Here is a 19,488-nt window from a genome sequence, read left to right as displayed (position 1 = left end):
GGTGGCGGGACAGGTTGGTCCACGCATTCGATCCGGCTTCCGGTAGATTTGCTCGTGGGTCCCCCGCGGGACGTCGTGTCCCGTTCGGCGCAGTGGACTCAGTGGCTGCAGAAGCGATGTCCGTGCTTGGAGATCGGGCAGCGGATCACCCCGATCCTCGAAGTGGCCTGAACGGAGTCTCTTCCGGATCCAGGGCGGCTCCGACGTCCGCGCCACCACCACCGCCACCCGAACGCGGTTCGGACATGCCCTACCGCTCTTTTGGCGCGTCGGCCCACCGTCTTTGCGTTGCCGTGGCTACCTTGGGCCTGGTGCCGCCTCGAGGGACTGAACCGGGTATGCCACGCCGGAGCCGAGTACTCGAATGCCGACGCGGTCGCCCGGATCGAGAGTGGTAGCACCGAAGCGGCGCACGGTGACGCGTTCGGGGACTGCGCCGTCGGGGGCGTCTAGGCGGATGCCGATAAGCATCTCCGATCCGAGATACTCGACATCGACGACCATCCCGGACACATCAGCGCCATCCCGGGTGAGCTCGATCTGCTCGGGCCGCACCATGACGTGGGCGCGTCCGTGAACACCGTTCGTGGCCACCGTGATCTCGCCGAGTGCGCAGCGCGCCGTGCTGCCGTCGATGTGAGCCGGCAGGACGACGGCGTCACCGATGAACTGCGCGGTGGTGACGTCGATGGGGGTGGAATAGATCTCGCGTGGGGTGCCGATTTGGGCGAGCCGACCTGCACTCATCACCGCGACCCGGTCGGCGAACGACAGCGCCTCGGCTTGATCGTGGGTCACCAGGATGGTGGTGATCCCGGCCTTGGCGAGGACGTCGGCGACGATCCTGCGGGTGCTCGCCCGCAGGCCGGCGTCCAGCGCGGAGAATGGCTCGTCGAGCAGCATCAGTTCCGGTTCGCGGGCCAGTGCCCGCGCGAGGGCCACCCGTTGCTGCTGCCCGCCCGACAGCTGATCGGGTCGTCGGGACGCGTATGAGGCGTCGAGGGAGACCATCTCGAGTAGTTCGGTGATCTTCGCTGGGGTGCGGGCCCGGCGGGCAAGGCCGAACCCGACGTTCGCTCCCACGGTGGCGTGCGGAAACAGAGCGCCGTCCTGGGCGACGTAGCCCACCGACCGCCGGTGGGCGGGCGTCCAGCCGGCGCCTGCGACGATCCGGCCGGCCAGCGCAATGGTGCCGGAATCCGGTTTCTCGAAACCCGCGATCAGGCGGAGCAGGGTGGTTTTGCCGCAGCCGGACGGACCCACGATTGCCGTGGTCGAGCCCGCCTTTACCGAGAACCCGACTTGCCGCAGGACCGGCGTGGCGCCGAAGGACTTGTCGAGTGCGGTCACTTCGAGGGCGTAGGTCATAGTCCCGCCACCTTCTTCGACTGAGAGAAAAGCAGGTAGGTCATGGGCAACGACAGCACGATCATGAGCAGTGCATACGGTGCGGCGCCGGCGTAGTCGATCTCGCTGCTCAGGGACCAGAACTGCATGGAGAGAGTGCGGGTACCGGTCGGAGCCAGCAGCAACGTGGCGGTCAGTTCGTTGACGATACCCAGGAACACCAGCGCGCCACCGGCGGCCATGGCCGGGGCCGCCAGCCGCAACGTCACCCGGAAGAACGCTGATAGTGGGGAGAGACCGAGGGACTGGGCTGCCTCTTCGAGCCCGACGGGGGCCTGGGCGAGCCCGGCCCGCAAATTCACCAGTGCACGCGGTAGGAAGAGCAGTGCGTAGGCAGCGATCACCACGGTCACGCTTTGATAGAGCGGATGGAGATAGCGGATGGTGACGGTGACGAACGCCAGTGCCACGACGATGCCGGGCAGCGAACTGGAGATGTAGGTGCCGCCCTCGAGGATGCGGCTCAACCGACCGTGGTGGCGGATCGATATCCAGGCGATCGGGAACGCGAGCACACAGGTCACCAGGGCGCCGGCGATACCGAACCCGAGGGTCTGCGCCAGCGCTGCGGCCAGGGCGTCCCACTCCCAGACGGCGCCGCCACCGATGATGAGCCATCGCAGGACACTGCCGACCGGGACACCGACCGACAACGCGATCAAGATCCCGAGGAACAGCAGCGCGATCGATGAGTACCACGGGCCGAGCTCGGCAGGCACTGCTCGGCGGGCAGCTCCTGGGCCGAGCCGGGCGTACCGGGCGCTGCCGCGGATGACCGCTTCGATGATCAGCAGGGACAGGCAGAGCAGGACCAGAACGCCGGCGAGCATGGTCGCTGCGGTTCCGTTGAAGGTCGATTGGTACTGCTCGAAGATCGCCGTGGTGAACGTGTTGAACCGGATGAAGACGAACGCGCCGTATTCGGCGAGCAGGTGCAATGCGACCAACAGTGCCCCGCCGGCAATGGCCAGGCGCAGTTGCGGTACCACGACACGGAAGAACACAGCCCACGGGCCGGCGCCGAGGGCTCGCGCGGATTCCTCGACGGCGGGGTCGAGCCGACGGAGCGTCGCGGCCGTCGGAATGTAGACGAGCGGGAAGTAGGAGAGGGTGGCGATGAGAACGCCGCCGTGCAGTCCGCCGAGGGAGGGAATCAGCGTCACCCAGGAATAGCTGTTGACGAATGCCGGCACGGCGAGCGGTGCGGCGAGGAGCACCGCCCACACTTTCGCTCCCGGTACCCGGGTGCGCTCGACGAGCCAGGCGGCGAGGACACCGACGACGATGCAGACAGGCACCGTGACGACGACCAATTGCACGGTGTTCGTGAGCAGTTCGCGGACCCGGGGCCGGAACAGCAGCGCCGATGCGGTGTTCCAGCCCGTGTCGATGCTCTGCACGACGATGTAGCCGAGTGGGATGAGTGAGGCGGCTACCACGATCAGTGCGGCAGCAGCCAGGGGGAGCGGCGGGCGCGGCCGGGCGGTCGGGCGACGGGGGGTGTCCGCGTCGTCCGACCGTGTGCGGCCGATCGGTGCGAGTTTCAGAGCAGGCCGGCTTCGGTCATGAGTTCGGTGACCTGCGGGCTGTTGAGCTTCGCGGGGTCGACCTGCGGGGCTTGCAGTTCGGCGAGCGGAACCAGTTCCGGATTCGCCGGCACGTCGCTGCCGACCGTGTACTCGAACGATGTCCCGGTCTGCAGCACTTCCTGGCCCTGTTTCCCGGTGATGAACTTCAGGAACTGCTGCGCCGCGTCCTGCTGGGTGCTCGATTGCAGGACGCCGCCGCCCGAGACGCTGACGAATGCGCCGGGGTCCTCGTTCTTGAAGTAGTGCAGCGCAACGTTGTCGCTGTTTTCCCCGGTCTTGGCCTGATCTCCGAACCAGTAGTAGTGGTAGATCACGCCGCCCGGGATTTCCCCGGCGTTGACGGCCTTCATCACCGTGTTGTTGCCCTGGTAGGTGCGCACATTTTCCTTCATCCCGGCCAGCCACTGGCGGGTGGCGTCCTCACCTTTCAGTTCCAGCAATGCGCTGATGATGGCCTGGAAGTCGGCGCCCGACGGGGACGCGGCCCATCGGTCCTTCCAGGCGGGGTCCTGTAGGTCGAGCAGCGACTTGGGAAGCTGGTCCTGGGGCAGTGTGTCCTTGTTGTAGGCGAAGACGGTGGAGCGGGCCGCGATACCGGTCCATTTGCCGCTCGACGGCCGGTACTGGCTCGGGACTTGGTCGAGGACGTCCTGGTCGACGTCGGCGAAGAGTCCGGCGTTTTCCACCAGTGTCATTGCCGGGGAGTTCTCGGTGAGGAAGACGTCGGCAGGTGATTGGTCACCTTCGGCGACGAGGAGGTTGCCGAGTTCGGTGTCGTTGCCGTTGCGTAGTTCTACCTCGATGCCGGTCTCGGCGGTGAAGGCGTCGACCCATTCCTGGGTCAGTGACTCGTGTTGGGCGTTGTACACGGTGATCTGGTTGGCGGTGTCCGAATCGGCTCCGCTGTCCGAACCGGACTCCGAGCACGCCGACAGCGTCAGCACCGCGGCGGTGGCCAGAGCCACTCCCGACATCAGTCCGGTCCGAATCCTCATGGTGTGTCCGTCCTCTTGTGCGGCGGGAACTCTTCCACCCGTCGTCAGGAAAATGATGCTACTCGAAGGATTGGCAAGCCTAATTATCTCGGAAGTGGGCTCGCGATCCGGATCGACTCGGCAGCACCTGCTCTTGCTCGTAGCGCTCCCGTAGTTCGAGCTTCACTGCGACTGGCTGCCGGCGGCTATGTGAGCGTCGGTGGCGGCGGTGCGATACGAACTATCGGTGGAGACGATCGGATCCCGGTCGCCCCTCGATCGCGCGGTGCCGAGCCGTCGGCGCAGGGTGAGGACAGCTGTTATTGCTTGCCAGAAGAGAATGCCGACGAGGATCGACAGAGTGAAGGCCAGCCAAGGATGGTCTTCTCGCAACGGTAGGTACACCTGGAAGTGCGTCAGGTAGATGTAGAGCGATGCGCTTGCCAGCACCCCGGCGATCCTGCTCAGGACAGGTGGGCAGGGAACGGAGTCGAGCCACACCAGCAGGCTCAGGCCACCTATGACGAGGAGTTCTCGCTGGAGGTCGCCGGAGAAGTATCCGGGCACCGTCGCTGCGATCACCGCGGTGACGCCCACGCGGTGCCACACGGTCGTCGCCGTGGCGGCGGCCCACCCCAGGGCGAACAGCCAGAAGACCATCGAGGCGCTCAGGATGAGATTGTTCCCGTCGCCGAGCTCGATGATGCCGTAGCGGGGGAGCAGGCCCACGCCCACCAAGCCGATGGCGAACCAGAACGAGTGCTTGCGCTCGATGCGATCGACGAGCGGGATGGACAGTACCGCGATGACGACGAGCAGGATGTAGACGATTGCTTCGATGAACCAGTATCGCCATTCCGGCGTCCACCCGTCGGGTCCGAGAATGCCATTGAGCAAGAATGCGCTGGTCACGAGATACTCCCCGGTCAGGGCGATCACGGCACCGAGCCACAGCATGCTGGGCACAGCGATTCGGGCGACGCTGCCGAGGACGTGACGCACCCGCTCGGTCCGGGGAGTGGCGAGCTGGAAACGGGCGAAGTTGTAGCCGGCGACCCCGAGGAGCACATGCGCGCCCCCGAGCGCACCGAACAGTCGAATATGTGATCCCACGATCAGCACGATCGCGACGGCGCGGAGCAGCACGTTGGTCTCGACCGTCCGCCACCATCGCCGCCGGGAGGTGGGCACGAAATCCTTGATCTCGGTGGTGTGCCAGTTCTCGGGTAGATAGCCGAGCATCCGTTCGAGTCGCAAGGACATCTGCACGTAGGACAGCGAGTCTCCGCCCAAGCTCACGAACGAGCTGTCGTCGGTGACCTGGGTGGTGTGCAGCACCTCGGCATACAGAGCCCGCAGGGCGTTCGTGTCCGCGACGGTGTTCGCTGTCGCCGCCGGGACGGGCGCTGCATCGTGTACCAGCTCGGCCACCGCCCGCAGGTCGGGTTTACCCGTGCCGGTCCGCGGAAGCTCGTCGACGAGACACACCCGTACGGCCGAGAGGGGAAGACCGCAGGCCTTCACGGTCGCGGACCGGACCGCATCGATATCACCCCGGCCTTCGACCGCGACGATCATCTCGTCCGTATCGCCGACACAGCAGGCCGTCAGTCCTTGCTGGGCGAGGGTGGATTCGACCTGCTGCAGGTCGATTCGCAGCCCGAAGATCTTGACGAATCGGCTGCGCCGGCCCACCACTTCGTACAACCCGCCATCGAGCTGTCGCGCAAGGTCACCGGTTCGCAGTTCACCGTCGAGGACGTCCCCGAGACCCAGATCCTCGGGCGTGTGCGCGTAGCCGAGCATCACGTTCGGCCCCGTGTAGATCAGTTCCCCGGTGCCGTCCGGAGCGTCCGGGACCGACTCGAGCCGGAAGGACCCGCCGGGAACAGCTCGTCCGATCGACTGGGGATGGTCGGTGGCGAGTTCCGGAGGCAGGTACGCCATCCGTGCGGTTGCCTCCGTCTGTCCGTACATGACGAAGAAGTCCCAGCCTCGCGTGCGACCCGATTGCGCATAGGCGCGGACACGATCCGGTGACAGTCGACCACCGGCCTGGGTGATGTACCGCAGGTCGGGCAGGTCCAGTTCGTCGAATCCGATCCGGTCGAGCAGCTCGAAGGTATAGGGCACGCCGGCGAAGCTGGTACCCCCGTGTGACCGGAACAGCTCCCAGAACGCCGGGTCGGTCACCGAGCGGGTCGTGAGCACCACTGCAGCGCCGCGCAGCAGATGACTGTGGATTACCGACAACCCGTAGCAGTAGTGCATCGGCAGTGTCGTCACCGCCCGGTCGGTTCCGCGGATGCCGAGGTACTCCGCGATCGACTCGGCATTGGACTGCACGTTGCGATGCGACAAGCGGACGAGTTTCGGGGAACCGGTCGAACCGGAGGTGCTCAACAGCAGCGCCAGGTCGGGGTGCAGCACATGCGCAGAACCGTCACCCCGTTCCTCGATCGTCACGGTCCCGTCGATGCTGCGGACCACCACGTCGGGTCGATACGCGTCGATCAGACCTTCGAGAGCGATGGGGTTGTCGCCCGGCGCCAGCAACACCGGATGTCCGGCGAGCAGAGCCGCGAGGTAGACGGTGATCACGTCGATCTCGTTGGCGCCCGCGAGCAGCACCAGACGGCGGGTCTTGCCGAGCCGGGATGTCGCGTGCTGGACATGTACGGCCAGTTCGCTGTAGGTGACCGTCCGCTCCGGAGTGATCAAAGCAGGGGTGTCGCCGAAGTCTCGCAGCCGGCGTACGAAGCGCACGCCGGGACGCTCGTCGAATATGGGGGAGCTGAACACTGAGGAAGTCTAAGGTATGGCGAACCTAACGGCCGAAACAGTGAGAGAAGTCCTCTGTGGTGAACGTTTCTCCTTGTCACAGTCAGGGACGCCGTTGCCATGGGCGCGGCAGTCTCCGAGATGAGAGGTGGCGCGAGCCGGGACAATCCACCAGCGTTTACCTCACTGGTCGGACGTCTGGTGTCCCTGCCGCCCCGTTCGATGCCGTGCGGCGCGACAAACTCGGTCAGGGGGTGTACGGCGGCATGAAGGATCCTCTGCCGATGATGACGATGTTCGACAAGAAGCTTCAGCTACGTATGGGTCAGTGCATGTGAGGCGGTGGACCGACCCGAACTCGGTGCCGACATCGTCATCTGCGACCGCTGCGAGGACAGCGACGCGGTTACATACCCCTTGAGCACCAAGGACGATCTCGAGGAGACCGCGTATCTGGTCGAAGCGACCGGCCGGCGGTGCATCGCGGTTCAGGCCGACACCGCAGACCGGTCGGCCGTCGAGGCGCTGGTCCGGCGAGCCGACGAGGAACTCGGAAGGATCGACATCGCCGTGGCCAACGCCGGGGTCTCGGCGGCTGCGCCCGTCCAGGACCTTTCCCGACAGTCAGTGGTCCGAGGTCATCGGCACGAATCTGACGGGTGTGTTCCACACCGTGGCCGCCGTTGCCCCGGAATGATCGAGCGAGGCTACGGGCGGATCGCGTCGACATACGTACGGAAGGTGCGGACCGCGTCCGGAGCGGTCGCGGTCCAGGTCGCCTGCAAACACCACGGCCGGGTCGAGATCGTCGAACACGTCGGGTCGGCGCACACCGATGCCGAACTCGGTGTGCTGCTCGCCTGAGCCCGCCGCATCGTCGACGGCGAGCAGGGCATACTCGACCTCGAGGTCTCCACTCGAATCGCCCGGGTCGACGAGGTCGGGAAATGGTCATCGGAGCGCGTAGAAGCGCGTACCTATGACCATTTCGTGCTCCGCAGCACTCGGTTGAGGGCGTTGCTCACCCGAGGAAGCGGACGTGTGACGTGTAATGGCGGTATCCGGGTGTGCCAGTTCGTGGTGCGCTGGAACTCTTCACCGATTCCGAACAGCAGCGATTCGTGATGTGCCGCGGCCGTGAGTTGAGCACCGATCGGCATACCCGAGTGAGGGTGGAATCCGACCGGGAGCGCGAGCGTGGGTCCCTCGTGGAGGGACCAGGGGTAACTGAACTGGCCAAGTCGGCGTGAGCGTGCAATGACATCATCGCCACCGGCGATGGGCGGCACGTCGACCGGCATGGTGGGGGTCAGTACGGCGTCGACGTTCGTGAACAGCGCACTGAGTCCGCGACGGAACTCCGCTTTGCCGGCTATCGCTGCTTTTCTCTCGAAGTCCGAGATGGACAAACCCAGGGACACACGTGCGAGGGTGTCGGGATGGAAGAGTTCGGGCGAGGATCGCACTCGGTCGCGTTGTAGCGCAGCAAGATCCGAGTACAGCAGTGTGTACACGATGTCCTGTGCGTGAGCAGCACCGGGGATGTTGACCGGTACCATCTCATACCCCAGTTTTTCGAGTTGTCGTGCCGCCGCTTCGACTGCGTCGCTGATGGCAGCGTCGACGTCGTCGGTGATGAACACCGACGGCAGCCCTATCCGCCGAGCGGGACGAGGCGACGAGGCCGGGGCGGCACGCAGTACGTCGAAGAGGCGGGCAACCTCGGTCACCGACCGTGCCATCGGACCGACGGTGTCGAAGGCGTCGCTGACCGGGAAGACCCCGGTATTGCTGATCGAACCCCAGGTCGGTCGCAGTCCTGTGATGCCGCATGCTGATGCAGGTAAGCGGACGGATCCTCCGGTGTCGGTACCGAGGGCTGCGTCCACCAGACCTGCAGCGACGGCGACGCCAGAGCCTCCGCTCGAACCGCCGGGAACTCGCGTGGGGTCCCAGGGGTTGCGGACGGGACCCGCGGCGGAGTTCTGGGAGGTGACTCCGACCGCGAACTCGGCCATGTTCAGTTTGGCGGTGATCTGCGCGCCCGCAGTGAGCAATCTGCGGACGACCTCCGCGTGTGCGGATGCGATGCGGTCGGAGAAGAACCGGGATGCGCAGGTGGTGGGGACGCCGGCGACGTCGATGTTGTCCTTGACGCCGATTCTCATACCCGCCAATGGACCATCAGTGGCGGCACCGCTCGCGGAGTCGATCCAAGTGACGATGCTGCCCAACGTCTCGTCGAGAACGCGAGCGGTCGGGCCGCCGCCTATAGCAGCGGCGGTCCGACCTGTGGTGCCGCTCAGGATGCGCTCCCTACCCGCAACGCGGCAGTGGCTTCCTCGTCCACGGTCCACGAGTCGGTGTCGACGACGACCCCGTAGTCGCGTCGAGCGTCCTCCGCGGTGAGGTATTCGTCCCAGACGTCGCTGAGAACCTGGAAAGGATCGCGGAGGAACGGATTGCCGAATCCGCCGCCGGAGGGCAGCTTGATCTCCAGTGTTTCGCCCGCCCGGATGGTTTCCTGGGTGACCTTGGAGAAGAGCACCTCCTCGCGGTCCGTTCCGGCGTTGCGGGTGAACGCACCTGCGACGCCGTCGTGGCCACCGAGCGCTCCGGCGGGCGGGTCGGAGCGGTTGTCGGCTTCGGATCCGAGGAAAGTGTCGGTCTCCATGAGCCACTTGCGGACACTGCCGATGCCGCCTCGCCACTGTCCCGGCGCGGGAGCTTCGTCGCGGAGTTCGTACCGGAGGGCACGCATGGCGTGGTTGAGTTCGAGTTCTTCGATGGGGTTGTTGCGGGTGTTGGCCATGAGCGAGTCGACGGCGTCCATACCGTCCTTGCCGTTGCGTCCACCGTACGAGCCTTCGTTGATTTCGATGTAGACCCAATATGATTCGCCGTCTTCGGCGACGCCGGAGTAGGCAATGGCGCACAGTGCTGCCGATGATCCCGCGATCGCGTGGTCGGGGAGTACGGGTGCCAGGGCGAGGTTGATGGAGTCGAAGATTCGGTTCACCTGGGAGAATCGGGCGAAGCACGATGCCGGGAAATCCGGGTTGAAGATCGTTCCCTCGGGCGCGTATGCCCTCACCGGGCGGAAGCAACCGTCGTTTTGGGGGACGAATTCCTCGGTCAGGTCTTCGTCGAGCAGGATGGTGCGGATCGCGGCGACTGCGACGGGTAGGACGGATCCTTCGAAGGGCACGTTGAAGGCGGTGGGGACCTGGTCGTTGGAGCCGGTGAGGTCGATGAGGATGTCTTCTCCCTCGACCTGCACGCGCACGGCGACCTTGAGGGGGACACCGCGGTTCTTGCCGTCGTCGTCCAGATAGCCGATGGGTGCTTCGTAGCTGCCGTCCGGGATCTCGCGGATTCGGCTGCGAAGCATGTTCTCCGAGTAGTCCATCCAGCGTTCGCTGGCGCTCATGACGGTGTCGAGGCCGTACTTCTCGAGCAGTTCGATGAATCGCTTCTCACCGATGCGTGCGCAGGCGATGAGTGCTTCGAGATCGCCTCGGTTCTGTTCGGGTGTGCGAACGTTGTCGAGGATGTGCTGGATGAGGTAGTCGTTGCGGACCCCGGCGTCATAGATCTTCATCGAATCCATGAGTTTGCCCTCGGCCCAGACGTCGACGACGTCCATGCACAGGCCGGGGAAGTTGCCGCCGACGTCGGAGACGTGTCCGGTGCATCCGGCGAATCCGATGTGCTCGCCCTCCCAGAAGATCGGGATGATTACCCCGTAGTCGGGGGAGTGGGCTGCGCCGTGGTACGGGTGGTTGTGCAGGACGACATCGCCCGGTCGGTACGTGCCGGCGAGTCTACGGTTGACGCCCCGGATGTATGCGGGGATCGAACCGCAGTGCATCGGTGTGGAATCCGATTCGCACAGTTCGCGGCCGTTGATGTCGAAGATACCGGCGCCGAGGTCTTCGGATTCACGGATCAGGCTCGAGTAGGCCATGCGGTAGAGGACCTGCGCCATTTCCTTGGCCATCGACTGCAGTGCACCGCCGATGACGCGCAGGGTGATCGGGTCGACCTCGACGTCGTTCCACGTACGGTGGGATTCGCCCGCGAGCGATACGCCGGTTTTGGGCATCAGGGTCTTGCTCATGCGGGCTTCCTCTCGATGATGATGTGACCGACCGCGTCGACGGTGGCGTGCTGGTTCATGCCGATGATGGTCGTGGAGTCGAACTGCTCGACGATGGCGGGACCTTCGATGGTGTTGCCGGCCAAAAGAAGCGAGCGGTCGTAGACAGGGGTGTCGATCCACTGGGGCGCGGCTGTTTCGTCGCGCCAGAACAACGCGCGGGTCATGGTCTTGATCGCCGCGGAGCAGTCTGCGGTGCCCTTGTCGATCTCGGTGATGCGGACGTGCGGTACGGCGCCGACACCCGTGACGCGGATGTTGATCAGCTGCACCGGCTTGTCGTCGAAACGCTGGGAGTAGGTCCGTCCGTGTGCCTCGTGGAAGGCCTCGGCGACGGTCTTGACCCAGACGTCGTCGATCTCGCCGTCGGGTGCCGGGACCCGCAGTTCGTAGCCCTGTCCGACATAGCGGCAATCCACGCTTCGTTCGAGCGAGATGTTCTCGGTGGGAACGCCGTCGGCTTCGAGCTGTGCGATGGCCTCACGGGCGAGTCGGTCCATCTGTATCTGCAGCAGGTTCAGATCTGCGTCCGCGGAGGACGTCCACACGGTGGTGGGGATTTCGTACCGGATGTCGGTGGTCAGCAGGCCGACTGCGGAGGTGATGCCGGGGTGTCCGGGCACGATGACACGCGGAATGCCGAGTTGGTCTGCGATCTGCCATGCGAAGAGGGGGCCGGCGCCACCCTCGGCGATGAGCGAGAAGTCGCGCGGATCGTAGCCTTTGCGGACCGAGTGGAGGCTGATCGCTTCGGTCATCGAGTGGGCGAGGATCTTGAAGATTCCCATCGCGGCTTCGTCCACGCCGGTTCCGAGCTTGTCGGCGATGTGGGTCTGGATCGCGGTGCGGGCCAGTTCGGGTTCGACTTTCATGGTTCCGGACAGGAAGCTGTCCTCGCGCAGCCAACCCATCATCACCATGGCATCGGTCGAGGTCGGTTCGGTGCCGCCGCGGGCGTAGCAGGCGGGTCCGGGGAATGCGCCGGCGCTTCGGGGTCCGACCCGGAACATGCCGCCTTCGTCGACCATGGCGATGGAGCCGCCGCCGGCGCCGATCGTGTCGACCTCGGCCATCGGCACCATGGCGTGGTAGTCGCCGATGCGGGTGTCGAGGAGATGCTTCATTCGGAGGGTGCCGTTCGGTGCCACGCCGATGTCGGCGGAGGTTCCGCCCACGTCGAGTGTGATGACGCTCGGGAATCCGGAGGCCTTACCGATGGCGCATCCGCCCAGAAGTCCGGCGACCACGCCGCTGGTCAGCAGCGAGACCGGTTGTTCGCTGGCGCTGCGCGAGGTGACGAGACCGCCGGCGGAGGTCATCAGGTGCACGTCGTCGCCGACCTGCGCTGCGGCGGCCTTCTGTGCCAGGTTGGCGATGTAGCTCGAGGTCTTCGGTCCGATGAAGGCGTTGAGTGCCGCGGTGGAGAAGCGTTCGTACTCGCGGTACTGAGGGGCGACCTCGCTGGAGAGCGAGATGAACACCTCGGGGTACTCCTCGAGAATGATGTCCTTGACGCGCTTTTCGTGTGTGGGGTTGCGGTAGGAGTGCAGGAAGGCGACGGCGATGGCGTCGACTCCGCGTTCGCGGAGCAGGCGAACTTCTCGGCGCACTGCATCTTCGTCCAGCGGTACGAGGACGTTGCCTGCGGCATCGATCCGCTCGGGCACGACCCGGCGGTTGCGGCGCGGGACCAATTGCCACTTCTGCCAGGGCAGGTCCTGGTAGTTCGAGTAGTTGAGGGGGCGCTTCTTGCGGGCGATGTGCAGCAGGTCGCGGAAGCCTTCGGTCGTGATCATGCCGACGTTGCACCCGTTGTGTTCGAGCACGATGTTGGTGGCGACGGTGGTGCCGTGGAAGAACATGTCGATGTCGGATGGGTCGATGCCGGCGCGTTCGGCGAGGACCTCGATGCCGTCCATGGTTCCGATGGACGGGTCGTGGTTCGTCGACGGAGTCTTGTGGACCACTACGGTGCCGTCGTCGTCCCACAGCACGAGGTCGGTGAACGTGCCGCCGACGTCGACTCCGATTCTCTTCATCAATACTTCCAATCTTTCGGTGCCCACGAGGAGCGGAGGGGACGACCGAGTCGTGCGGCGGTCCGAAGTCTGGGGTGGGGGGTCACCGGGATGGGTGATGTAGGTCATCGTGCTTGAGGGCGCCCGAGAAATCAATACCTCAGATGTTTTCGGCACAAATCTGCGCCAAACCGCGACTTGCTGGCGCCTGATCGTTGGAAAACTGGCCTAAAGAGCGGATGATTAGTGGGTATGGGACGGGTGCGCGGTGCCCTACCCCGGCCGCAATGTCGGGTTAGGCTCGGGCCGTTCACCGCCGCTTTCGAGAGAGAAGAGTCGACGCTCGTGACCGAATCGACGACCGGGGATGCGCCCGTCAAGAACGGACCTGCCTATGCGGTCCTCGCGGAGCATCTGCGCAACCGAATCTTGTCCGGTGAGTTGCAACCCGGTGCCCGATTGCCCGGAGAAGCCGAGTTGACCGCTGAATTCGGTGTCGGCCGCAGCACGATCCGTGAGGCCCTGCGTTCGCTGGCGAGCCAGAACTTGATCACTACGACCCGCGGTGTCACCGGGGGTAGTTTCGTCGCCGCGCCGAGTGTCGGGCACATCAGTGCGCATCTCGAGACGGGTGTGGCATTGATGGCGGCGGCGGAAACGGTCACCGTCGCACAGTTGATGGAAGTGCGTAACCTCATGGAGGTGCCGGCGGCCGGCATGGCCGCGTTCCGCCGGACCGATGAGCACCTGGAGCAACTCGAAGCCTCGATCTTCGACCCGCACAGTCTGCAGGGGCCCGAGACGTTCGCGAAGAATCAGGAGTTCCACCTGGTTCTTCTTCGGGCGACCGACAATCCGTTGCTCGAGCTGATCACCGCGCCGGTGTTCCGGGTGCTGTCGAGCAGATTCGGTCGTGAGCATGCCCCGGAGGGGTTCTGGCAGTGCGTCGATCACGATCACCGCGCGATCCTCGATGTCGTCGCCGCCGGAGACTCCATGGCGGCGATGGATCTGATGCGTCGGCATCTGGACAACTTGGGCGACTCGTATCGCCGGATGGATCGGCGCGGGCCAGCCTCAGGCTAAAACATCTGCTTTTTACGCGGGTGCAGGCTGCGGATTCGACGATAATTGCCGCGCTCTGCCCTATTGACCCTCCAAATGTCTGATGTATTGTTCGGGGGAACGTACTCGCCGAACTGATGTGAGGAGACACGGTGGCAGTGCATCAGGCTGTTCTCGGCCGATTCTTCGAGGACTATGTTGTAGGGGACATCTACCAGCACCCCATCGGGCGCACGATCTCCGAAGCCGACAACACGTGGATCACGTTGCTGTCGATGAACACCAACCAGAACCACTTCAACGCTCATCTCGCAGCGCAGAACCCCATCACCGACGGCAAGGTCATCGTCAATTCCGGTCTGACTGTCGCTGTGGTACTGGGCATTTCGGTGCTCGACATGAGCCAGAACGCCATCTCGAACCTGGCGTTCACCGATATCAAGATGTCGCACCCGGTATACGTAGGGGACACCATCTACGCGGAGAGCATCTGCACAGGACTACGTCGGTCCGAATCCCGACCCTATGCGGGAATCGTATCCATGATCACCCGCGGATTGAATCAAGATGGCACCGAAGTCATTTCGTGGAAGCGATCGGTCATGGTCGCTACCCGCGAGAGCGGGATCGGCCAGAACTACTTCCCCGAAGCCAAGGGCGGACCGCTGCAAATGCCGGCACCCGCGGACCCGGAAGGTGCGCTGTCATGAAACCACTCGAAGACGTCCGCATCATCTCGCTCGAGCAGTACGGGGCAGGCCCGTTCGGCAGTGTCCACCTCGCCGACCTCGGTGCCGACGTGATCAAGATCGAAGACCCGAACGTCGGGGGCGACGTCGGACGTTATGTCCCGCCCTACAACGGCGGCGAGGACTCACTGTTCTTCGAAACCTTCAACCGCAACAAGCGCAGTCTTTCGCTCGACCTGTCGTCACCGGCCGGACGCGCAGTGTTCGAAGACCTCGTCCGCACCAGCGACGCCGTCTACTCCAACCTCCGCGGTGATGTACCCGCGAAAATCGGCATCACCTACGACGACCTCAAACACCTCAATCCGGCCATCGTCTGCTGCAGCCTCACCGGCTTCGGCATGACCGGCCCGCGCGCCAAAGAACCCGGATACGACTACATCCTGCAAGGACTCGCGGGATGGATGAGCGTCACCGGCGACCCCGACGGACCTCCCACCAAATCCGGGCTCTCGCTCGTGGACTACTCGGGCGGCTTCGTCGCCGCGATCAGTCTGCTGTCCGGGCTCCACGCTGCCAAACGAGACGGCATCGGCGGAGACTGCGACGTCTCGCTCTACGACACCGCGATGTCGCTGCTCACCTACCCGGCCACCTGGCATCTGAACGCCGGCTTCGAACCGGTGCGCACCAAGAACTCGGCACACCCCTCCCTCGTACCGTTCCAGGCATTCGAGGCCGGCGACGGCTGGCTCGTCGTCGGCTGCGCCAAGGAGAAATTCTGGGAGCGCCTCGTCGTCGCGATCGACAGGCCCGATCTGGGCGCCGATCCACGCTTCGCGAACTTCGCACTGCGCGGTGAGCACCAAGACGAACTCCTCCCCATTCTCGAGCAGACCTTCGCTACCCAGTCGGTGGACTACTGGCTCTCGCGCCTGCAGCCGGCCGGTGTGCCGTCGGGCCCGATCAACGACGTCGCCCAGGCTCTCACCGAACCGCACACCCTTGCACGAGGCCTCCTCGTCGAAACCGAACACCCCACTTTCGGCACGGTGCGCCAAGTCGCCTCCCCGGTCCGGTTCGGTTCCGAGCCGACGCAGTACCGGCGTGCTCCGCTGCGCAACGAACATTTCGACGAGATCGTCCGCGACCTCGGCTACAGCACCGAGCGCGTTGCAGAGCTGACCGGTCAAGGTGCCTTCGGCAAGCAGGCGAGCGGGGCTCGGGCGTGACGTCGTCGGTCCTCGCGCGATGGGCTCACGGCCTGACCATTGCGGACCTGTCCGACGATGTCCGGCACGCTGTCGTCCGGCATCTTCTCGATGGGGTCGGTAATGCCGTCGCCGCGCAACGCCTCGGATACGGACGCGCCGCGTGGACGGTTGCCGATGCGCTCGGCGGTCCGGCCGAAGCCAGGCCGCTGACCGGGACGCAGGCGATCTCCGCTCCGGCTGCAGGTATGGCGACCGCGGTGCTGGTGCACGCATTGGACTTCGACGACACCCATGCCGGTGCCCTCGTTCATGCCACAGCGGTGTCGCTGCCTGCAGCATTCGCTGTCGGACAACACGTTCGAGCCACCGGAGCAGAAGTTCTCACCGCCGCTGCGATCGGACTGGAGACGGCGTGCCGGCTCGGGGCCGTCAGCCCCCATGGTTTCCACGGACGCGGCCTGCACGCGACGGCCGTGGTCGGCCCGTTCGCGGCTGCGCTTGTCGCAGGCAAGTTGACCGGGCTGCCGGTGCCGGTGTTGGTGCACGCTCTCGGTGTCGCGGGCTCGTCGAGTGGAGGGCTGCTCGAGTTCCTCGATACCGACGCCGACACCAAGGCGCTCCATCCCGGCTCGGCCACACTGGGCGGGATCCTCGCAGCCCGGCTGGCTGCCGCAGGCGCCAGCGGGCCGGCCTCGGTGCTCGAAGGGCGTCGAGGTGTGTACGCGTCGATGTCGGAGCGACCCGCAGACCTCACGGTGCTGACGGACGGATTGGGCACCGACTGGGAAACGACCCGCATCGGCATCAAGCCCTACCCGAGTTGCCAACTCATGCACGTCACCCTCGACGCGGTCGCAGCGGCTCTGACCGATACGGCTGTGGATCCCGCGCAGGTGACCGACATCGAGGTGCACGTTCATCCGGATTCCGTGCCGATCGTGTGTGGTCCGAACGCCGGTGTGGCCGCACCACGCAGCACCTACGACGGCAAGTTCGACCTGCCGTGGAGCGTCGCTGCGCTCGTGCACGACGGACGTATCGACGTCGCGACCTACACCGATGCGTCGATCGCCCGGGACTCGGTGCTCGCGACCGCTCGCACAGTCCGTGTCGTCGAAGCCCCGACCGAGGGGCCGGCAGCGTCGGCACCGGGACATGCGACCATCACTCTCGACGACGGGCGTGTACTCGAGGGACGCGTCGAAGGTAGCCGTGGCACCGCCGCGTTCCCTCTCGACGATCAGCAGTTGCTCGCCAAGTTCACCGCCAACTGCGGCGATCATCCCCGTGCCCCGGAGCTCGCCGACCGGATCTTCGCGCTTGGCGACGAGCCGGATCTGACCGCCGTCCTCGATCTCGCGTCCCTCATCGCGCCTGCACCCCTGCACTGACTACCTCTGCACCGAACATCCCAGGAGCCATCATGGATTTCACCTTCGACGAGCAGCAGCTGGCGTTCCGAAAGGCGTTGCGTCACTTCGTGGACAAAGAGATCGTGCCCGTCGCCAACGAGTGGGAGAAGTCGGGACGGTATCCCACCGAGATCGTCGAACACATGAAGGCCATGGGACTGTTCGGCATCACCACCCCTGAGGAGTACGGCGGCATCGACCTCGACAAGGTGTCGTTCACACTCGTGTACGAGGAACTGGCCCGCGGCTGGATGGGCATCGCCGGAATTCTCGGTAGCCACAACCTGTCCTGCTGGATGATCAACCGCCACGGCACCGAGGAACAGAAACAGACCCTGCTGCCGAAGCTGGCCACGGGGGAGTGGCGGACCGGAATCGGACTCACCGAGCCCGGCGCGGGCACGGACCTGCAAGGAATCCGGACGACCGCGCGCCGCGACGGTGACCACTATGTCGTCAACGGCGCCAAGACGTGGATCACCAATGCCCGGCACGCCAATGTCCTCCCGGTCCTGGTTAAGACCGACCCGTCCGCGGAGCCGGCACACAAGGGCATGAGCATCCTGCTGATCGACACCACACTTCCCGGGTTCGAGGTGCAACGTGATCTCGGCAAACTGGGATACAAGGGCACCGAGTCCTGCGAAATCCTCCTCGACAACATTCGGGTGCCCGTCGACGCATTACTCGGCGGAACCGAAGGGCGTGGTCTGCAACAGGCCTTGTCCGGTCTGGAGATCGGCAGGCTCAACATCGCAGGCCGTAGTGTCGGTATCGCCCAAGCGGCCTACGATGCAGCACTGTCCTACGCGCGCGAGCGCACCGCGTTCGGGCAGCCGATCGCGGACTTCCAGGCGATCCAGCTCAAGCTGGCGGACATCGCCACCCATCTGCAGGCCGCCAGGTTGATGACGTATTGGGCTGCTTCGCAGGCGGATTCGGGCAAGCGGGTGGACATGGAGGCCGGCATGGCGAAGTACTTCGCCTCCGAGACGGCCATCACCGCGAGCCTCGAAGCAATGCGTATCCACGGTGGCTACGGATACTCGACGGAATTCGTCGTCGAGCGGTTGTACCGCGACGCGCCTCTCATGTCGATCGGTGAAGGCACCAACGACATCATGCGGACCGTCATCGCCAAGGCGCTGGTATCCGGTTCCGGGGTCATCGGGTGAGCGTGGCGCTGACCTACCTGTACGTCCCGGGGGACCGCCCGGAGCGTTTCGCCAAAGCACTCGCCTCGGGTGCCGACGCAATTGTGTTGGACCTCGAGGACGCGGTCGCCGCTGATCGAAAGGTGCTCGCGCGCGAGACGGTAGCTCGGTGGATCGCTGCACTCGCACCCGGTTCCGTGGAGGTGTGGGTGCGCGTGAACCCGGGTGCCCTGCAAGAAGCAGACCTGCGTGCTGTCACCCACCCGCGGCTGACGGGAGTGTGGCTGCCGAAGGTTGGATCCGCACGCGACGTCGAACAGGTCGATAGCCTCCTGACCGATCTCTGTCCCGATGCTGCGGTATCCGCGCTGATCGAGACCGCTGCCGGCGTTTTCGACGCCCTGGCTATCGCGCGTGCGCCCCGAGTGCGGTTTCTGCAACTCGGGGAAGTTGATCTGGCCGCGGATCTCGGCGTCGAAGTCGATGACGATGGCACAGCGCTGCTGTTCGCACGTAGCCAAGTCGTCGCGGCGAGTGTGGCGGTGGGCATCGACCCGCCCCCGGCCGCGGTGTCGCGCAACTTCCGCGACGGCGACGCTTTGGAGGCGGACACCCGAGCTCTGGCGCGGCTCGGGTTCGTCGGTCGGGCGTGTATTCACCCTGCGCAGCTCGAACCTGTCCGTCGGGTGTTCACACCTTCTCAGGACGAGGTGCGTGCGGCACGTGCCGTGCTGGCCGGACTGGAGGCGGCGGAGTCCGGTGTTGCCGTGGATGCGGCCGGCTTCTTGATCGATGAAGCGGTCGCTCGGCAAGCGCGACGGGTGCTCGCGTGTGTAGAGCAGTGTGACCAGGGAGACTCTGGAGCGGGTGGCGCGTAGCCGCTGGGAAAGAAGTTCGGTCATCGGGATCATCCCGGGTCGAAGTGATGTTGACCCCTCGACCGTGCGGGGGTGTCCGCCGCGGGCGCGGCACCGTCGAACTGTCGAACACCCGTGGCGGACGGAACCTGGGCCGAGGCGGCCCACC

The 19,488-nt window shown here is 65.2% G+C and carries 14 protein-coding genes; 7 read left to right on the top strand and 7 right to left on the bottom strand.

Going from position 1 to position 19,488, the window contains the following annotated elements; genetic code table 11:
* Positions 1-297: 297 nt before the first annotated feature.
* From ACLBYD_RS15715 to ACLBYD_RS15700, 4 genes are all read right to left on the bottom strand, one after another.
* On the bottom strand, positions 298-1,368 hold the full coding sequence (locus ACLBYD_RS15715; RefSeq protein WP_447817177.1) for an ABC transporter ATP-binding protein: 1,071 nt from the start codon (positions 1,366-1,368) through the stop codon (positions 298-300).
* Positions 1,365-2,867: an ABC transporter permease gene (locus ACLBYD_RS15710; protein ID WP_447817234.1), complete on the bottom strand. Its 1,503-nt coding sequence runs from the start codon at positions 2,865-2,867 to the stop codon at positions 1,365-1,367. Before ACLBYD_RS15710 ends, ACLBYD_RS15715 begins: the two co-directional genes overlap by 4 nt.
* A gap of 83 nt (positions 2,868-2,950) precedes the next feature.
* Positions 2,951-3,991 carry an iron ABC transporter substrate-binding protein gene (locus ACLBYD_RS15705; RefSeq protein WP_447817176.1) on the bottom strand — a complete coding sequence of 347 codons (1,041 nt, stop codon included), beginning with the start codon at positions 3,989-3,991 and terminating at the stop codon, positions 2,951-2,953.
* Positions 3,992-4,153: 162 nt separating this feature from the next.
* Entirely contained in the window at positions 4,154-6,772 is a 2,619-nt protein-coding gene (locus tag ACLBYD_RS15700; protein ID WP_447817175.1) for an AMP-binding protein, read from the bottom strand.
* Positions 6,773-7,093: 321 nt separating this feature from the next.
* On the opposite strand from ACLBYD_RS15700, the gene ACLBYD_RS15695 reads away from it, so the two are divergent.
* On the top strand, positions 7,094-7,615 hold the full coding sequence (locus ACLBYD_RS15695) for an SDR family NAD(P)-dependent oxidoreductase (RefSeq protein ID WP_447817174.1): 522 nt from the start codon (positions 7,094-7,096) through the stop codon (positions 7,613-7,615).
* A 113-nt stretch (positions 7,616-7,728) separates the two neighbouring features.
* On the opposite strand, the gene ACLBYD_RS15690 is transcribed toward ACLBYD_RS15695, so the two are convergent.
* The 3 genes from ACLBYD_RS15690 to ACLBYD_RS15680 form a co-directional block, all read right to left on the bottom strand.
* Positions 7,729-8,985, bottom strand: a complete 1,257-nt coding sequence (locus ACLBYD_RS15690) for an amidase (protein ID WP_447817173.1) — start codon at positions 8,983-8,985, stop codon at positions 7,729-7,731.
* A 68-nt stretch (positions 8,986-9,053) separates the two neighbouring features.
* Entirely contained in the window at positions 9,054-10,871 is a 1,818-nt protein-coding gene (locus tag ACLBYD_RS15685; RefSeq protein WP_447817172.1) for a hydantoinase B/oxoprolinase family protein, read from the bottom strand.
* Positions 10,868-12,949 (bottom strand): hydantoinase/oxoprolinase family protein, encoded by a 2,082-nt coding sequence (locus ACLBYD_RS15680; RefSeq protein WP_447817171.1) that lies wholly within the window; start codon positions 12,947-12,949, stop codon positions 10,868-10,870. Before ACLBYD_RS15680 ends, ACLBYD_RS15685 begins: the two co-directional genes overlap by 4 nt.
* A gap of 324 nt (positions 12,950-13,273) precedes the next feature.
* On the opposite strand from ACLBYD_RS15680, the gene ACLBYD_RS15675 reads away from it, so the two are divergent.
* The 6 genes from ACLBYD_RS15675 (at position 13,274) to ACLBYD_RS15650 (ending at position 19,340) form a co-directional block, all read left to right on the top strand.
* Positions 13,274-14,014, top strand: a complete 741-nt coding sequence (locus tag ACLBYD_RS15675; RefSeq protein WP_447817170.1) for a FadR/GntR family transcriptional regulator — start codon at positions 13,274-13,276, stop codon at positions 14,012-14,014.
* A gap of 131 nt (positions 14,015-14,145) precedes the next feature.
* Positions 14,146-14,703 carry a MaoC family dehydratase gene (locus tag ACLBYD_RS15670; protein ID WP_447817169.1) on the top strand — a complete coding sequence of 186 codons (558 nt, stop codon included), beginning with the start codon at positions 14,146-14,148 and terminating at the stop codon, positions 14,701-14,703.
* Positions 14,700-15,914 (top strand): CaiB/BaiF CoA transferase family protein, encoded by a 1,215-nt coding sequence (locus ACLBYD_RS15665; protein WP_447817168.1) that lies wholly within the window; start codon positions 14,700-14,702, stop codon positions 15,912-15,914. The genes ACLBYD_RS15670 and ACLBYD_RS15665 overlap by 4 nt, the downstream gene beginning before the upstream one ends.
* Positions 15,911-17,287, top strand: coding sequence for an MmgE/PrpD family protein (locus tag ACLBYD_RS15660; RefSeq protein ID WP_447817167.1), 1,377 nt, complete (start codon positions 15,911-15,913; stop codon positions 17,285-17,287). The genes ACLBYD_RS15665 and ACLBYD_RS15660 overlap by 4 nt, the downstream gene beginning before the upstream one ends.
* A gap of 32 nt (positions 17,288-17,319) precedes the next feature.
* Complete coding sequence (locus ACLBYD_RS15655; protein WP_447817166.1) at positions 17,320-18,483, top strand: acyl-CoA dehydrogenase family protein; 1,164 nt, start codon at positions 17,320-17,322, stop codon at positions 18,481-18,483.
* 2 nt (positions 18,484-18,485) lie between these two features.
* Entirely contained in the window at positions 18,486-19,340 is an 855-nt protein-coding gene (locus ACLBYD_RS15650; RefSeq protein WP_447817165.1) for an HpcH/HpaI aldolase/citrate lyase family protein, read from the top strand.
* Positions 19,341-19,488: the final 148 nt, after the last annotated feature.

The organism is Rhodococcus sp. C26F (genome assembly GCF_053345925.1).
The sequence above is the reverse complement of the archived record's forward strand: the minus strand, read 5'-3'. Positions and strand labels throughout refer to the sequence as shown.

Bases quoted from the DNA above. Each gene is read 5' to 3' on its own strand.
- ACLBYD_RS15715 (WP_447817177.1), bottom strand. From the start codon at position 1,368: ATGACCTACGCCCTCGAAGTGACCGCACTCGACAAGTCCTTCGGCGCC.
- ACLBYD_RS15665 (WP_447817168.1), top strand. From the start codon at position 14,700: ATGAAACCACTCGAAGACGTCCGCATCATCTCGCTCGAGCAGTACGGG.
- ACLBYD_RS15685 (WP_447817172.1), bottom strand. From the start codon at position 10,871: ATGAGCAAGACCCTGATGCCCAAAACCGGCGTATCGCTCGCGGGCGAA.
- ACLBYD_RS15655 (WP_447817166.1), top strand. From the start codon at position 17,320: ATGGATTTCACCTTCGACGAGCAGCAGCTGGCGTTCCGAAAGGCGTTG.
- ACLBYD_RS15705 (WP_447817176.1), bottom strand. From the start codon at position 3,991: ATGAGGATTCGGACCGGACTGATGTCGGGAGTGGCTCTGGCCACCGCC.
- ACLBYD_RS15680 (WP_447817171.1), bottom strand. From the start codon at position 12,949: ATGAAGAGAATCGGAGTCGACGTCGGCGGCACGTTCACCGACCTCGTG.